Origin of the sequence: Acinetobacter sp. YH12108 (assembly GCF_013419055.1) — a bacterium.
Classification (GTDB): Bacteria; Pseudomonadota; Gammaproteobacteria; order Pseudomonadales; family Moraxellaceae; genus Acinetobacter.
This window is the reverse complement of record NZ_VPAW01000019.1, coordinates 24833-41303: the sequence shown is the minus strand read 5'-3', so window position 1 is coordinate 41303 and position 16471 is coordinate 24833. Positions and strand designations below refer to the sequence as shown.

Annotated in this window: 12 protein-coding genes and 1 pseudogene; 5 read left to right on the top strand and 8 right to left on the bottom strand. The window is 42.4% G+C overall.

The window, feature by feature from the left end; translation table 11 throughout:
* Window position 1: 1 nt before the first annotated feature.
* From FTU46_RS12305 to acnD, 3 genes and pseudogenes are all read right to left on the bottom strand, one after another.
* On the bottom strand, window positions 2-199 hold the full coding sequence (locus FTU46_RS12305; protein WP_257229525.1) for a zinc ribbon-containing protein: 198 nt from the start codon (window positions 197-199) through the stop codon (window positions 2-4).
* Window positions 200-306: 107 nt separating this feature from the next.
* Window positions 307-1124: pseudogene (locus FTU46_RS12300) on the bottom strand (hypothetical protein).
* 197 nt (window positions 1125-1321) lie between these two features.
* A complete protein-coding gene (gene acnD, locus FTU46_RS12295; RefSeq protein ID WP_159123692.1) occupies window positions 1322-3928 on the bottom strand; it encodes a Fe/S-dependent 2-methylisocitrate dehydratase AcnD in 2607 nt (868 codons plus the stop codon).
* A gap of 748 nt (window positions 3929-4676) precedes the next feature.
* Between acnD and FTU46_RS12290 the strand changes: the two genes are divergently transcribed.
* From FTU46_RS12290 to FTU46_RS12280, 3 genes are all read left to right on the top strand, one after another.
* Complete coding sequence (locus FTU46_RS12290) at window positions 4677-6839, top strand: multicopper oxidase family protein (RefSeq protein ID WP_180105089.1); 2163 nt, start codon at window positions 4677-4679, stop codon at window positions 6837-6839.
* A 115-nt stretch (window positions 6840-6954) separates the two neighbouring features.
* Complete coding sequence (locus FTU46_RS12285) at window positions 6955-7680, top strand: folate-binding protein YgfZ (protein ID WP_180105088.1); 726 nt, start codon at window positions 6955-6957, stop codon at window positions 7678-7680.
* Window positions 7681-7953: 273 nt separating this feature from the next.
* Entirely contained in the window at window positions 7954-8751 is a 798-nt protein-coding gene (locus FTU46_RS12280) for a tetratricopeptide repeat protein (protein WP_180105087.1), read from the top strand.
* Window positions 8752-8823: 72 nt separating this feature from the next.
* On the opposite strand, the gene FTU46_RS12275 is transcribed toward FTU46_RS12280, so the two are convergent.
* The 3 genes from FTU46_RS12275 to FTU46_RS12265 all read right to left on the bottom strand — a co-directional run bounded on the left by FTU46_RS12275 (window position 8824) and on the right by FTU46_RS12265 (window position 12309).
* Window positions 8824-9750: an AEC family transporter gene (locus FTU46_RS12275; protein WP_180105086.1), complete on the bottom strand. Its 927-nt coding sequence runs from the start codon at window positions 9748-9750 to the stop codon at window positions 8824-8826.
* Window positions 9751-9808: 58 nt separating this feature from the next.
* The gene (locus FTU46_RS12270) at window positions 9809-10918 is read right to left on the bottom strand and encodes an NADH:flavin oxidoreductase/NADH oxidase (protein WP_180105085.1); all 1110 of its coding nucleotides are present in this window, start codon (window positions 10916-10918) and stop codon (window positions 9809-9811) included.
* A 104-nt stretch (window positions 10919-11022) separates the two neighbouring features.
* Window positions 11023-12309 carry a carbohydrate porin gene (locus FTU46_RS12265; RefSeq protein WP_180105084.1) on the bottom strand — a complete coding sequence of 429 codons (1287 nt, stop codon included), beginning with the start codon at window positions 12307-12309 and terminating at the stop codon, window positions 11023-11025.
* 383 nt (window positions 12310-12692) lie between these two features.
* Between FTU46_RS12265 and mutM the strand changes: the two genes are divergently transcribed.
* Together mutM and FTU46_RS12255 are read left to right on the top strand one after the other, a co-directional pair.
* Complete coding sequence (gene mutM / locus FTU46_RS12260) at window positions 12693-13553, top strand: bifunctional DNA-formamidopyrimidine glycosylase/DNA-(apurinic or apyrimidinic site) lyase (RefSeq protein ID WP_180105083.1); 861 nt, start codon at window positions 12693-12695, stop codon at window positions 13551-13553.
* Window positions 13550-13834 carry a peptidylprolyl isomerase gene (locus FTU46_RS12255; RefSeq protein ID WP_005237136.1) on the top strand — a complete coding sequence of 95 codons (285 nt, stop codon included), beginning with the start codon at window positions 13550-13552 and terminating at the stop codon, window positions 13832-13834. The genes mutM and FTU46_RS12255 overlap by 4 nt, the downstream gene beginning before the upstream one ends.
* A gap of 139 nt (window positions 13835-13973) precedes the next feature.
* Here FTU46_RS12255 and mscL read toward each other — a convergent pair whose 3' ends face one another.
* A complete protein-coding gene (gene mscL, locus FTU46_RS12250) occupies window positions 13974-14417 on the bottom strand; it encodes a large conductance mechanosensitive channel protein MscL (RefSeq protein WP_180105082.1) in 444 nt (147 codons plus the stop codon).
* 152 nt (window positions 14418-14569) lie between these two features.
* Window positions 14570-16405 (bottom strand): translational GTPase TypA, encoded by a 1836-nt coding sequence (gene typA / locus FTU46_RS12245; protein WP_004785176.1) that lies wholly within the window; start codon window positions 16403-16405, stop codon window positions 14570-14572.
* Window positions 16406-16471 lie beyond the last annotated feature (66 nt).

Below are 16471 nucleotides of genomic sequence, written 5' to 3'. Positions count from 1 at the left end.
CTTAGGCAACCTTATCGTTATATTGGGTGCCGAGGCATTTGGTACACGGTGGTAGTCGGTCTGTACCAATTTCTAAGAAGACGCGATGTCCGCATTGAACACAAAAATAGAAACCTGTTCCCGGTTTTGAGCCAGCTGTAACCATCTTTGTTCTCCGTTGTTTTAGAAAATGGTCTAAGCAGTATAACTCTGTTGTGATGAATGTCTATTGTCCATTTTTGTAAATGATAGTGTCGTTAAAGCTAAGTGTTATTTTTATTTGTGATCTAATGATATTTCGTCGCTGTGCCTAATCACTTTCACTTTCTATGATAAATAGCTTGATAGCATTGGAATAAATGGAGCTAAGAAAGTATATATAGTCACATGATTAGAGAGAAAACTCATTAGCTCACCATATTGGGAAGTATATTCTGGTGTTCCAATTGAGGTTCCTAATTTTTCAATTCTTAGTTCTAGATCGCTAACTAACTCTTCCTCGATTTCAGATTTTCTCAAAGTACTTAATAAATCTAGAAACTCTTGAGGAATTTGAGAGTTATTAATTTCTTGATGGATAGTGCTGTGATGATTTCCTGAAGCTAAGTTTTGAACATTGCCAGAAATATTAATATTAAAAATTTGACTAACTTGTTCTTGTGGGATTGGGCAAGAATTTAATAAAGCTTCACCTGCTTGCGGATTTAACAGCTCAATTTCTAAAGCAAAATTTAAGATTTTTGTTTTTACTGTATCTATTATTCCTACTACAGCTGAAGCAGGTATTACTTTCCAAGCTTGCATACAATTATAACCCTCATACATCTTAGAACCGTAATGAGCAATAATCGCTGGATTCCAATCTTGAGTTAAGACCTCACTTTCATTATTTGTTAAACTCTCAAGGGTTGCAATAGGACTAAAAAATATGCTTTTGATAAACTTTTTTGAAGTTGCTCTGGCAAACTGTAAGTCAACATATCTGCATTATTTAAAGCACTTCCAAAAGCACCTGCAAAATGGCCTTTTGAATTAACATTTAAGATTCTATAGTCAGGTACATTTTTTGGGTCTTGTGGATAGCCTTGCAATTCGAAGCTAATCCAATTCTTAAAATCTTCATTACCCAATCTATAAGCTAATATTTGACATTTTCTTAATAAATCTGAAATCTTAGCATTTGAGTTTATAGCATCAATTTATATCTCTCTTAAAAGTGACATTTTTTTCTCTAAACAATTTCAACAACTTTAATCCACCCCAACCCTCCTTTAAAAAAGGAGGGAGTTCCCCTCTTTAGAAAAGAGGGGTTAGGGGAGATTTTTACTAGTAACTAGAAAAATTAAGCCACATTCCCTTCCAAGAAATCCTGTGCAAAGCGCTGTAATACTCCACCCGCTTCATAGACAGAAACTTCTTCTTCAGTATCCAGACGGCAAGTTACCGGCACTTCAATGGTCTGTTTCTTACCCTCTTCAGTCGCACGCTCAATCACCAGAGTCAAAGTCGAACGTGGCGCAATATTACCGATCACGCTATATAGCTCAGTACCATCCAGCTTCAAAGTTTTACGATCTGTACCCGGCTTAAACTCAAGTGGAAGTACACCCATACCGACCAGATTCGTACGGTGAATACGTTCAAAGCCTTCAGCCACAATCGCTTCTACGCCTGCCAGACGCACACCTTTCGCAGCCCAGTCACGGCTTGAACCTTGACCATAATCTTTACCTGCAACAATGATGAGCGGCTGCTTACGGTTCATGTAGGTTTCAATCGCTTCCCACATACGCATCACTTCACCTTCCGGCTCGACACGTGCTTTAGAACCTTGCTTAATGGTACCGTCGGAACGCACCACCATTTCGTTATACAGCTTCGGATTCGCCAAGGTTGCACGCTGTGCAGTCAGGTGATCACCACGGTGCGTTGCATACGAGTTAAAGTCTTCCTCAGGCAAGCCCATTTTCGCCAGATATTGACCTGCTGCCGAATCCAACACAATCGCATTCGATGGAGATAAATGATCGGTAGTAATGTTATCGCCAAGGATGGCTAACGGACGCATATTTGCCAGAGTACGCGGTGCAGCCAATGCCCCTTCCCAGTATGGCGGACGGCGGATATAAGTACTTTGCGGACGCCAGTCATACAGCGGACTTGCTGCCTGCTCACGCTCACCCAGATCGAACATCGGAATATACACTTTCTTGAACTGTTCCGGCTTCACGGACTCTTTCACCAAAGCATCAATTTCTTCATCCGATGGCCAGATGTCTTTCAGGTAAATCGGATTGCCATCTTTGTCTGTGCCTAGTGCATCTTTCTCAATATCAAAACGAATGGTACCGGCAATCGCATAAGCCACGACAAGCGGTGGAGATGCCAGGAAAGCCTGTTTTGCATAAGGATGGATACGGCCATCAAAGTTACGGTTACCCGACAAGACTGCTGTCGCATACAGATCACGGTCGATAATTTCCTGCTGAATCTTCGGATCAAGCGCACCAGACATGCCGTTACAGGTGGTACAAGCATACGCCACAATACCAAAGCCCAGTTTTTCCAGATCTTTCAGTACACCGGCTTCTTCCAGATACAACGCTGCTGCTTTAGAACCCGGAGCAAATGATGATTTCACCCACGGTTTACGTACTAGACCAAGTTCATTAGCCTTGCGTGCCAACAAGCCTGCTGCCACGGTATTACGCGGGTTAGACGTATTGGTACACGAAGTAATCGCCGCGATGATGATTGCACCATCTGGCATTAAACCATCCGTACGGTTTTCTACCACACCCGCAATGCCTTTTTCTTTCAGGTCAGATGTTGATACACGCGCATGTGGATTGGATGGACCAGCGATGTTACGGGTGACAGTCGATAGGTCAAAACGCAATACACGTGGATATTCTGCCTGAGTCATTTCTGATGACCACAGACCAATCTCTTTCGCATAGGTTTCAACCAGTTTGACCTGTTCAGATTCACGACCAGTCAGCGTCAGATAATCAATGGTGTTCTGATCAATATAGAACATGGCTGCAGTTGCACCATATTCCGGGGTCATATTGGAAATCGTGGCACGATCACCGACTGACATGCTGTCTGCGCCTTCACCGAAGAATTCCAGATAAGCACCAACCACACGTTCTTTACGCAGGAATTCGGTTAGAGCTAAAACAATATCCGTTGCGGTAATGCCCGGCTGACGCTGTCCTACCAGTTCGACACCGATAATGTCTGGCAAACGCATCCATGATGCACGGCCCAGCATCACGTTCTCAGCTTCTAATCCACCAACACCGACTGAAATCACGCCTAGCGCATCCGTATGTGGAGTATGCGAGTCAGTCCCCACACAGGTATCCGGGAATGCCACGCCATCACGGTTCTGAATGACTGGTGACATTTTTTCCAGATTGATCTGGTGCATGATGCCGTTACCCGCAGGAATTACATCGACATTTTCAAACGCAGTTTTAGTCCATTCAATAAAATGGAAACGGTCTTCATTGCGGCGGTCTTCTACCGCACGGTTTTTCTCAAATGCATCTGGGTCAAAGCCGCCATATTCGACTGCCAGCGAGTGATCGACAATCAGCTGGGTCGGCACCACTGGATTGACTTTAGACGGATCACCGCCTTGATCGGCAATCGCATCACGCAGACCGGCAAGATCGACCAGTGCTGTTTGCCCTAAGATGTCATGACACACTACACGCGCCGGATACCAAGGAAAATCGTGTTCCTGTTTACGCTCAATCAACTGGCGTAAAGACTGTTCTAAAATCGCAGGGTCACAACGGCGTACCAGCTGCTCGGCCAGCACTTTAGATGTATAAGGAAGTTTGGCATATGCGCCTGGCTGAATATCTTCTACGGCTTGACGCACGTCATAATATTCCAGCTGGGTACCTTGCAACGGTTTCCGGTAGTTATTGTTCATAGCTTGCCTGCCCTCTTTCATTACTCTTTTTATTCATCAAAATATCTTGATGACTTGTTTTTTAATAAAGGCATTGTACGCTGTCGAAAGTCCATTTCCCAAATCTTATAATTTTCAAAAGCTTAAATACTAAAAATGGTATTTTTACCAAAATTACTGGCCCATACTTTAGAATTTTGACTCTAAATTGCATTTTTTCTGAAAAATAGACCTAAATCTCTCTCATTCTTTAGTATGAGATGTTGATAACAGCATAAAAAATAATCGATTTCTTGGAATCAGTTTAAGTATAAATTTCATATGAAATCAAAGCTTAGAATTTTTTAATTTTAGAAATAGCTCATTTAATAAAAAACTGAATCTATATTTTTTTATTTCAGTGTTAAGCATAACTCTTAACCGAAAATGGTAAATTTCATTGCAGATATGGCTCGATGAGTGTAGGCGAAAAAATCATTTTTCAGGTTAGACATACCCCGAAATAAGTTACATTCTCAATTCCATATATTTTTTAAGACTTTCTTACAATTTTAGAAATACGTTAAATATTTATAGGACAATGATTCATAAACATGAGCTTATAAAACACATCCCTATCTAAAATACTTTACACACGTCATTTTAGCTTACCGTCTGTCGCCCTCCCCCTAATTTGGTGATAACAGTCTGTATCTCAACTTTGTAAATCTACTCTCGAATTACTTCACAACAACAACATTCATCACAAAAGCACATAAGGGTGATTACAATGATACAACTCGCCATTCTTGGTATCGTTGCTGCAGTGATCGCTGTACTGGCAGCAAGCTGGAATGGAGGTAAAAATCCCTCCAATCCTAAACCGCCAACTCCCCACAACCCTAACCCACCTACCACTCCCAATAATCCCAACAATCCACAACCTACTCCAACAGCACCCGATACTTTGATTAGCAATCCGCCCCTATTGCAAAAAAATTCCAAGGGCACCCATGAACTGATCGTCGCTTATAAAACCGGCAAGATTTACAATCCGAGAAATAGTACCTGGGATCAACTGTTCGTCAGAGGTTATCTCACTAATGCAAGCTTGTTTAACAAGAAAAAAGCTGGAGAGTCTGTTGAAGACCTTTTAATTGGTCCGCAGATCCGGGTCAAACAAGGTGAAACCCTGAAAATTAACCTCAATAACCAGCTTCCACCTGAACAGAAAGCCACCTGTCCAGACAAAGTGGATAATGTGAACGATCCACATTGCTTTAATACCACCAACTTACATACCCATGGTTTCTGGGTAAGCCCTCAAGGCAATAGCGATAACGTTTTCCTGAAATTTAAACCTCAGGAAAAATTTGACTATCAGTACAAAATGGAGCCGAATCATCCGGCAGGAACCTACTGGTATCATGCCCATCTGCATGGCTCAACAGCTATTCAGGTATCGAGTGGTATGGCAGGCCCATTAATTGTAGAAGGCTCAAGAACACCAAAAGTGAAAAATGGCAAAGTCACTGAAACAGGCGATATGGACATTTTATGGAAAGAAAAAAATAGCTATCCAAATGAAAACATCCTGCTATTCCAGCAAATTCAATATCGATGCTCTAACCCTGACCCGGATGTAAAATTTGACCCTCCCAATAATTGCGAAGGTAAAGGCTTAGGATTACTTGAAGATTATACAGATATCGCTAATCCTGGCTCTTGGGCCGGCCAGAACTTTTATACGTCTATCAATGGTAAAGTTTTAGGGGAGATCAAAGTTAAACAGAATGCTTTTAATCGCTGGCGCATGATTCATGGTGGTGTACGCGACACCATTGGTTTGATTATTAAAGAACTGCCAAACTCCAGTAAATTTAGCACCGCAGACACCCTTAAAGCCTGTCTGGCATATCAGGAAGCAGATCCAAAAGAGTTTAATGAGAGTTTAAAAAGCTTACCTGTTTATACGATTGCTCAAGATGGTTTGACCATGACTCAGGTACAGCGCAGAACACTGTCTGTGTTCCAGCCTGGTTATCGTCATGATGCAATGGTTACCTTCCCAACCACCAATAAATACTGTATTTATGACTCCAAATTAAATATTGAGGATGAAGTGAATGCACCGATCCCAACGGGTCAAATTACTCCTCAACTAGCTCCAAACCACCCTTTCAATGCCCAACTACTGGGATGGGTCAATGTACAGGCAAGCAAAACAAAAGCGCAGACTCCTGCCCAGTTCCTGCAAGAGCGCGCGAAAAAAATTGGTTTAAGCAAAGAGATTCAGACTCAGTTATCCAAACTTGATCTTACTGCCTTTACTGATCATCCATCCCTGATGACTCCAGCAATTAACAAGCTGGTCGCTTCCAGACCAAAACAGTACAGTAAATTTGAACTGGCTTTCGCAAATGGTCTTAAATTTGGCTTCCGCCATAAAGAAAATGGTGACTTACTCAGTTTTGGAGATGCATTTGATGGCGAAGGATCAGTCGGTCGGACACATGCCAAAGATCCGGATCGTGAATATGTACGTCAGTTACAAATTGGACAAACGGATGAATGGGAACTGACAACCGAAGCTTTTGGTGGCCACCCTTTCCATATTCATGTTAATCCATTCCAGATTGTTAAAATCTTAAAAACTGTCACTGGTCCTAATGGCGAATCTAAAGAAGTTGATGTGAGTGAATTAGCGCCTGACGATAATGATACAGATGATGTGCAATATCGTGGTATGAAAGGACAATTCAAGGATACCCTGTTTATCAAGGCGAACTATAAATTTATTCTTCGAAGTCATTACAAGAAATTTGAAGGTGATTTTGTACAGCACTGTCATATCCTCGATCATGAAGATCAGGGCATGATGGAAACAGTAAGGGTCTGTGGGGGCAAATTCCCTTGTGATTCACCTTTGCCAACCTCGTCGCATCATCACTAATTAGACACTCCTGAAAAGGCCAACGATCCCGATTGTTGGCTTTTTTGTTTGCCTCTATTAAATGCTTGCTGCACAATAGCTTGATTGATTTTTAGTATTCAAACTGAGGCTGATCATGGCAACATCTCCTGCTTTTACCTTATTTACGCTGAATGGAGTAGATGCGCAAAAATTCCTTCAGGGTCAAGTTACTTTAAATGTCGAAACTCTGGCTGAAAACCTGACTCGCTATACAGCGATCTGTAGCTTGAAGGGACGTATCCAGTTCGGCATCTGGCTGAAAAAAATTAATCCGGAAAGCTTTGAAATTGTCAGCCCTGAAAATCAGGCAGCAGAACTGGCCAGCCACATTAAAAAGTTTGGTGCATTTTCAAAAATGAAACTGGAACAGGTTGGCCCGGTTTATCCAGTTATTAATGATATCCAGACTGATTTTGTTGAAACTGAAACGGATATTACCCTTTGGCAACAGCAAGCTATTGCTTCAGGTCAGGCTTGGATTCAAGCAACTACTGCGACCCTGTTCCAGCCACAGGAATTGCGTCTGCATCAACGTGAAGGCATTCACTATGACAAAGGCTGTTATCTGGGTCAGGAAGTGATTGCTCGCTTATGGTTCAAAGCCAAGCCAAAACACTGGTTGCATTTGATTCAAGGTACAGGTGAAGCACCTGCTGTTGCGACCAAGCTGCACAATGACGTCGAAGTGGTCAATAGCATTGGTACAGATGAGGGTTATCAGGCTTTGGTAGTTGCCAAACCTGAAGCATTGGCTGAGCTGGATGTACAAGTTCTGGAATTGCCTGAAGCTTTAAGTGGTGATGTGGCACGTCCACAATAATAACCTGTTATCTTGATGCAAAAGCCAGAATTCAATTCTGGCTTTTTTATTTTTATTAGGCTAAACAATTAAATAGACAAAGATTGACTGAATAAAACACACCTTAAACCGAGCACGCTTTTATTGATTCATCTCCTATATGATTCTCAAATAATTTGTAATTAGTCACATATTCAGTATTTACAAAGCCTGAAATCGTCTTATGATGTAGATGAAAACGACAAAAATCGCACCATGGAATTAGGTGTTAGAAAAATTAAGGTTATCGGAACAATGAAAAAATTAGTACTTGCTGCAATTCTTGCAGTGTCCAGCCAATTTGCCCTAGCAAACACTTCAAATGCCCCAGTTGACCCTCAATTTGCCAAAATTGAAGAGATGGTGAATGCCAAGAATTTCAAGGGTGCCTACGATGCTTTAAGCAAACTGGCCAGCCAGGGAAATGCACAGGCTATCTATAACTTAGGCTATTTAACGCAAACTGGCCAAGGCACTGCCAAGGACGAAAAAAAGGCTATTCAGCTATATGAACAGGCCGCCAGCAAAGGTTATCCAGTGGCCAACTATGTACTGGGCAAGAATTATACCGGTGGTACTTTAGGCCTTAAGCAGGATTTGGGCAAAGCCAAGCAATACCTTGAACGCGCATCGGCAGCCAATTTCGATGAAGCAACCGTAGATCTAGCTATACTTTTATTTGCTGAAGGTACAACAGCTTCTGACCAGCAGGCTTTGAAAAAATTACAGCCTCTGATTAGCAAGGGTAATATGCCGGCCATTCATGCCAAAGCCTTATATGACATCAGCAACGGCTTTAAAACCAAGAATGAAAAGCCGATCCAGCAAGGCTTGAGCAGTATTCAGGATCTGGCGAAAAAAGGCTATATCCCCGCCCTGATGGCGATTGGCAATATGTTTGCCAACGGTAGTATTGTTCCGCAAAACCTGCCTGAAGCGAAAAAGATCTTTGCGGCCCTGGCACAGGAAAATATTCCTAAGGCCAGAGAATCTCTAGCAGCAGTGGATAAAATGATTGCTGAACAGAAAAAAGCACCTGCCAAAAAAAGTTGATCAGACTTAATCAAAATAAAAAAGCTCCTATTGGAGCTTTTTTATGGGCTATAGATTTATAAGCCAGCTTGTTTAACTCCACCACAAAGTAATAAGTCCACTCGCAACCACGAAACCTGCGATAGTACTCATCAATAAAGGGGTTAAGGTTCGCTCATTAAGGCCGCATGCTTGTCCTAACATACCGAAAATCGTTGGCATAGGCAGTGCTGCAATCAAAGTCCCAGCATAGATCATTTCCTGACTCAGCTGAGTCAGTCGACTAAGACCTAGATACATCAGGATCGGCATCAGGATATTGCTGGAAAATACCAAATAGAAACTTTGCAGATTCACATATTTCAGGCTCATGCCCACGATTCCGCCACCAATCGCAAACAGCGCCAAAGGTGAGGCAGTCTGTCCAATCATGGCAAAGACCTGGTCCAGATAAATTGGCAAGCGAATTTCAAAAATCGCACAGGCCATACCCAGCATCACCCCCATAAATAAAGGGTTCTTGAACAGCATGAGAATGGTACTTTTCACAAGACTACCCAGATTGGCTTGATGTTGGGTACCGAGTGCAGCCAGGATCAAGACCATCGGTATCAGAATCATGCTTTCAATAATGACCACCAATGAGGTATAGGTCATTGCATGCTGTCCCACCAATAAAGTGAGTACTGCTGTACCGATCAATCCGGTATTGGACATCGCTGCCCCTAAGGACAGAACAGCACTATGCGAAGACGTGTTCTTGAACTGACGGCGCATCAGCCAGAAGCTGAAACCATAAAGTAATAAAGTGACAGAGGTATAGACCGCAAAGTATTCAAAATACCAGATTTCATGCAGATCTTTAGAGGCTAGAAACTGGAAGAACAGTAATGGTAAGGCCAATTTGATGACAAAGGCCCCTACCATTTCAACCTGTTCTTTTTTTAGAATTTGACATTTCACACTCAGGTAACCTAGTGCCAATAATAAAAATATAGGCACAATTACCGCAATAATCATATGAAATGTCCTGTTGTATGAGATGCGTTATTATAAGCCTTTCTAAGAAAAAATGGCCTTAAAACGATTCAAACAACTGATTTAAGCCATGCGGTGCAGAACGTAAATATTGTGGAGAAATGGCTATTTTCTCATCCAGCGTTACTGCGGCATGCCAAGGCCAGCGTGGATCATAAAGCAAGGCACGTGCAATCGCGATCGCATCAGCCTGTTTATATTCCAGTATGCCTTCTGCCTGCTGTGCATCGGTAATCAGACCCACAGCAATGACTGGAATATTCACGTCCTTTTTAATCGCTTCAGCAAAAGGGACCTGATAATTCGGATGTACATCAATTTTCTGATCGACGTGTAAACCTGCACTCGAAACATGAATATAGACTGCACCTAGCTTCTCTAGTGCTTTGGATAGTTCGACTGAAGATTCTACATCCCAACTTTCTACACTATCCATCCAGTCCGTTGCTGAGATACGAACACCAATTGGAAAACCTTCTGGTACGGCGGCTTTTATTGCTTCAAATACTTCAAGCGTCAGACGAATACGGTTTTCAAATGAACCGCCATATTGATCCTGACGATGATTCGATAACGGTGACATGAACTGATGCAATAGATAACCATGTGCTGCATGTAGTTCAATCAATTCAAAGCCTGCTTCAACCGCTCGCTTGGCACTGGCTGCAAAATCCTGAATCACTTGCTGGATTTCATCAACACTTAAAGACTTGGGTGGATGTTCATGAGCCTGGAAAGGAATATCACTGGCAGAGACAGTTTGCCAGCCGAGTGAATGATCTGGGGCGAACTGCCCTTTGCCACCCCAAGGTTTATCTGTAGAGGCTTTACGGCCTGCATGTGCAAGCTGTATGGCAAAAGGCATAGGAGAAATTGATTTGACCTTTTGCAATAAGGTTTTGATCTGGCTGGCCTGCTGGTCATTCCAAAGCCCTAAATCGGCATAACTGATACGCCCTTCAGGCTGTACAGCGGTGGCTTCCACAATGCAAAGACCTGCACCGGATAAGGCATAATTGGCCCATTGTTGTTTATGCCAGTAAGTGATTTCACCTTGCTCGGTTGCAGAGTACTGACACATCGGGGCAATCACAATTTTATTTTTAAGTTGCAATGATCCAAACTGAACCGGCTGAAATAGTAGTGACACGCGGTATTCCCTCTTTTTGTGAAGTGGCTTTTCAGAACTTTTTACCAAAAAATAAAAAACAGGCTCTGATGAGCCTGTTTATTTATAACGTGATTAAATTCTTTTTAGAAGATCACTCGTGTAGTCAAACCTACCACCAATGCATTATCTACTTGGTTGCTAGACCCCGGATTTATAACGTATTGCAGGTTTGGACGTAGCATCAGCCATTTTGTTGCGTTATAGCTGTAGTTGAGTTCGATATTGTATTCGGCACTCGCATCATAAGCTGTATTATCAACAGATTCTTGATACTCAACAAAACGATCATTCACATGCACACGGTTCACTGCTAGACCTAAAATGTCATTTGGCTGGCTATCCACCAGACCAATATATTTCAGACCCAACTGTTGTGAATTGTCCACTTTATTGGTATCACGATCATGCCAGGTAAAGTTAGCGAATGAGTGTAAACCCTGACGACCACTGTCGGTTGAGGTCAACTGCTGCTCTACGGCTAACCAGCCAGCAAAAGTACGATTTTTAGCATCTGTTGGATTGGCTACGTCTTTCTGGTTGGCCACATCATCAGCAGTATTATACATACCACCTACACGATAGCTGCCAGGTAAACCATTTACTAATGATTTTGGTGTCCAGATTACTTCTGCAGGAATCGTCACGCCATCAGCATTGTCGGTATCCAGACTCCAGCCCTGACCTTCTTTAGTACCATTGCCGTTATCAGAATTAAATTCATAAACACCGACTTGTACAGCAACGTCAGGGTTTAGCTGCTGTTTCACACGTGCCCCCCATTGTGCAACCGGTGTATTCATCCAGATATTGCCCTGCCATTTACCCATCTGCGCAGCACAAAATGCTGTACTGGCAAAATCACAAGCCATCACGTTAAAGTCCATACCGAGACCCAGACGACCAGCTTTAATACTCAGTCCTTGATCCTTATAGTTCTTTTCAATTGAAAGTTCGGTTAAACGGCTGTCCTGGTTACCACGGCCAAATGTCCCTTGCACATTAGCCATATGCGGTACTGATTGAGATACTTGTAAATCACGTACCGATGTACTTTGTCCCTGACGTGCAGTCGCAACTGCACGAACAGTTACGCCATCCCAGCCAGCCAGTTTTTCCATGTCTAACTGTGTACCCAACCATAACTGTGCAGAAGTTAGAGGATCAGCCCCTTCATTACGTCCGCCATCAGCCAGATACGCTGTATCTGTCAGTAAGTTTGCTTCAAACTTGACACCTTGTTGAGCAAGTTCAGTACGTTTTCCATTCCAGTCACCTAATAGGTACTGTCCCTGAGGATCAAATGCAGATTCAGCCTGAGCAGAGGTCATGGCTGCCATCAATGGCAATAAAGCTAGACTTAACTTTTTCATATAAAACCTAAACATATGGAGAGAGTAAAGGCAGCCTGATGCATGCCCTATATGACTTGATACAGAACGTTACATAACTTTTCACTTAAAAACGCAGCATTTTTTTTATTATTAGTAAAACTTTAAGTTATAAGAAAAGATATTTTATATAACAATAAATTCTGCATAATTTATATTTTTCAGTAAGTTAAATACTAAAAATCAACCCATATATTTCCTATTTTTATTATTCGGATCTGAAACCTACTTAATATTAAAGTTTATTTTTTAACCAATTGTTAAAATATTTTTGAATATCCTGCCTATAACTTCTATTCAAATAGGGCTTGCATTCAGGCTTAAAACGCCCAATATTAGCTTCATGATATTAGCTGCTAAGTGTTATGCCCGAATTACCTGAAGTTGAAACCACCAAAACCAGCCTCCTTCCCCTTCTTAATCAGCAAGTGTTAAAAGTTGAAGTGCGTCAGCCTAGTTTACGTTGGCCGATTCCTGATGATCTCGCGCGCCTGCAAGGACAACGCCTGATTCAGCTTACGCGTCGCTCTAAATATATTCTGGCGCAATTTGAACAGGATACAATGCTCTGGCATCTGGGTATGTCAGGCAGCTTTCGCTTGTGTGAAGCCAATGAAGAATTACGCAAGCATGATCATCTGATTATTCAGTTTGAAGAGATTCAGCTGCGTTATCATGATCCGCGCCGTTTCGGCTGTATTCTCTGGTTAGATGCTCAATCACAAAGCAAACTGATTGATACGCTTGGGCCGGAGCCATTAAGCGATGTTTTTAATGCCGAATATCTATTTGAAAAACTAAAAAATAAAAATGTTGGCACCAAAGTTGCAATCATGGATAACCATGTCGTGGTCGGCGTAGGCAATATCTATGCAACTGAAAGCCTGTTCAATATGGGCATTCATCCAGCACAGTCAGCCTCAAGTTTAAGTTTCGAACAGATTGAAAAACTGGTGGTTGAGATCAAGCGTATTTTAAAACAGGCGATTGACTTAGGTGGTTCTACCTTACGCGACTATACCAATGCCATGGGAGAAAATGGTTATTTCCAGCAGACGCTGCTGGCTTATGGCCGTGCAGGCGAAATGTGCGTGAACTGCGAAACTACACTAGAAAATATCAAACTCGGCCAACGCGCATCCGTCTATTGTCCTGAATGCCAGCCGCTAAAAAAGGTAAAGCTTTCACCTAAGCGTGTGGCTGCTGTACGAGGTAAGAAATCATGAAGACTGCGATTGTCCGTCATATTCTGGTGAAGGATAAAGATACTGCGGAACAGCTTAAAAAGAAGATTCTGGCAGGTGCAGATTTTTCCAAAATTGCCAAACAATACTCAACCTGTAACTCTGCCAAACGCGGTGGTGAACTTGGTGAAGTAAAAAAAGGCCAACTGGTTCCAGTGATTGATAAACTGGTCTTTACTGCTGCAGAACATGTTCTGCATGGCCCAGTCAAAAGTCAGTTCGGTTTTCATTTGGTCGAAATTAAGTTTCGGATGGATTTTTAATTTTATAAATCCCTCCCAACCTCCCTTTAAGAAAGGGAGAAGTCCCCCTTTTTTCAAAGGGTGAGAAGCACTGCTTCGCAAGGAGGGATTCAATAAAAAACGGCACACTCAGCGCCGTTTTTTTATTTACTCCAAAAGCTTAAGCTTCCGGACGTTTTTTTAGCTCATCACGAATTTCACGCAGTAATTCGATATCTTCCGGAGTCGCTTCAGGTTCAGGCGCTGCTTCTTCTGCTTTATCACGGCGCAGTTTGTTCATCAGTTTCACCAACCAGAATACAACCCATGCCAATAACAGGAAGTTAATGAGAATGGTCAAGAAATTACCATAAGCAAAGACATTCAGACCGGCTGCCTGTGCTTCAGCCAGATTGGTCACATTATTTGGATTATCGCCTAACACGACAAACCAGTTAGAGTAATCAACATCACCACCTAAGATCCAGCTCACGACAGGCATGATGATATCTTTCACCATAGAATCGATAATTTTACCAAAAGCACCGCCAATGATCACACCCACTGCGAGATCCATGACATTGCCTTTTACCGCAAATTCTTTAAATTCTTGAATAATGCTCATAAAGTCACCAGTATTTTTATGCAATTTTGTGATGGATTATACATTAGTTAGGGATTTCTATTTAAAACTAATTTATTAAGTGTATGTAATTTCTACTCAATAAAAAAGCCGCTGAACTGATTCAGCGGCTTTTTTCGTACCAGTGACCGGTCTTATTTAGAACGGTTACGTTTACGTTCGTTTTCAGTCAGGTAACGCTTACGGATACGGATTGACTTAGGTGTTACTTCAACTAGCTCGTCATCTTCAATGAATTCAAGCGCTTGTTCTAGCGTGTATTCAAGGTTTGGAACAAGAGTCAATGCTTCATCAGTACCAGACGCACGTACGTTAGTTAACTGTTTCGCTTTAGTTGGGTTAACAACCATATCGTCAGAACGTGAGTTAATACCTACGATCATACCTTCATAAACTTCTAACTGTGGTTTAGCAAATAGACGACCACGGTCTTGAAGTGTGAACAGTGCATAGCCCAGGCAAGTACCTTGAACCATAGAAATCAGTACACCGTTTTGACGTTTCGCAACAGTACCTTGTTTAGCAGGACCGTAGTGCGAGAAGCTTGAAGTCATGATACCAGTACCAGAAGTCATGGTCATGAATTCAGAACGGAAACCGATCAAGCCACGTGAAGGAACAGTTGCTTCAATACGGATACGGCCTTTACCGTCCACTTCCATATTAGTCATTTCGCCTTTACGGTGACCCATTTGTTCCATTACAGAACCTTGGTGCTGTTCTTCAACGTCAAACGTTACGTTTTCGTACGGTTCTTGCATTTGACCGTCGATTTCTTTCATGATCACTTGTGGACGTGATACACCAAGCTCGAAGCCTTCACGACGCATGTTTTCGATCAGTACAGAAAGGTGAAGCTCACCACGACCAGATACTTTGAAACGGTCAGGACTGTCAGTATCTTCAACACGAAGTGCTACGTTGTGGATCAATTCGCGGTCTAGACGTTCACGGATATTACGTGAAGTTACGAATTTACCTTCTTTACCAGCGAACGGAGAATTGTTCACCTGGAAAGTCATAGACACAGTCGGTTCATCGACAGAAAGTGCTGGAAGCGCTTCAACATTTTTAGGATCACAGATTGTATCTGAAATGTTCAGTGCATCGATACCAGTTACACAAACGATATCACCTGCAGAAGCTTCTTCAATGTCAACACGTTCTAGACCATGGTAACCCATGATTTTCAGGATACGGCCGTTACGGGTTTTGCCTTCTTTGTCGATCACAGTCACAGGAGTGTTTAATTTCACTGAACCGCGCTGGATACGACCAACACCGATTACACCTACGAAGCTGTTATAGTCCAAAGATGAAATTTGCATCTGGAATGGACCATCAACGTCAACTGCTGGTGGCTCAACGATGTCTACGATTGTTTGGAACAATGGAGTCATGTCGTCAGCAAGTTCTTCTGGAGAAGGACCAGCAACACCACGAAGACCAGAAGCATAAACTACTGGGAAGTCTAACTGTTCGTCAGTACCGCCAAGGTTGTCGAACAGGTCGAATACTTGGTCGATTACCCAGTCTGGACGCGCACTTGGTTTATCAACTTTATTGATAATTACGATTGGTTTCAAACCACGCGCGAACGCTTTTTGCGTTACGAAACGGGTTTGTGGCATAGGACCTTCTTGTGAATCTACAAGAAGCAGTACGCAGTCAACCATCGACATTACACGTTCAACTTCACCACCAAAGTCGGCGTGTCCCGGGGTGTCCACGATGTTAATACGGTATTCTGTATCTGTACGTTTATCTAACCACTTGATTGCAGTGTTTTTTGCAAGAATGGTAATACCACGTTCAGATTCTAACGCGTTCGAATCCATGACACGCTCGATCTCACCCGCGCGATCACCGAGAGCACCTGATTGTTGCAAAAGTTTGTCTACAAGAGTGGTTTTACCATGGTCGACGTGCGCGATAATGGCAATGTTACGGAGAGTTTTAATATCTGACATGTAAATTCGATACGTTTTAAATTTGAGGGCAAATTATACAGAAAAATACAAACTTTTGACAGTGAC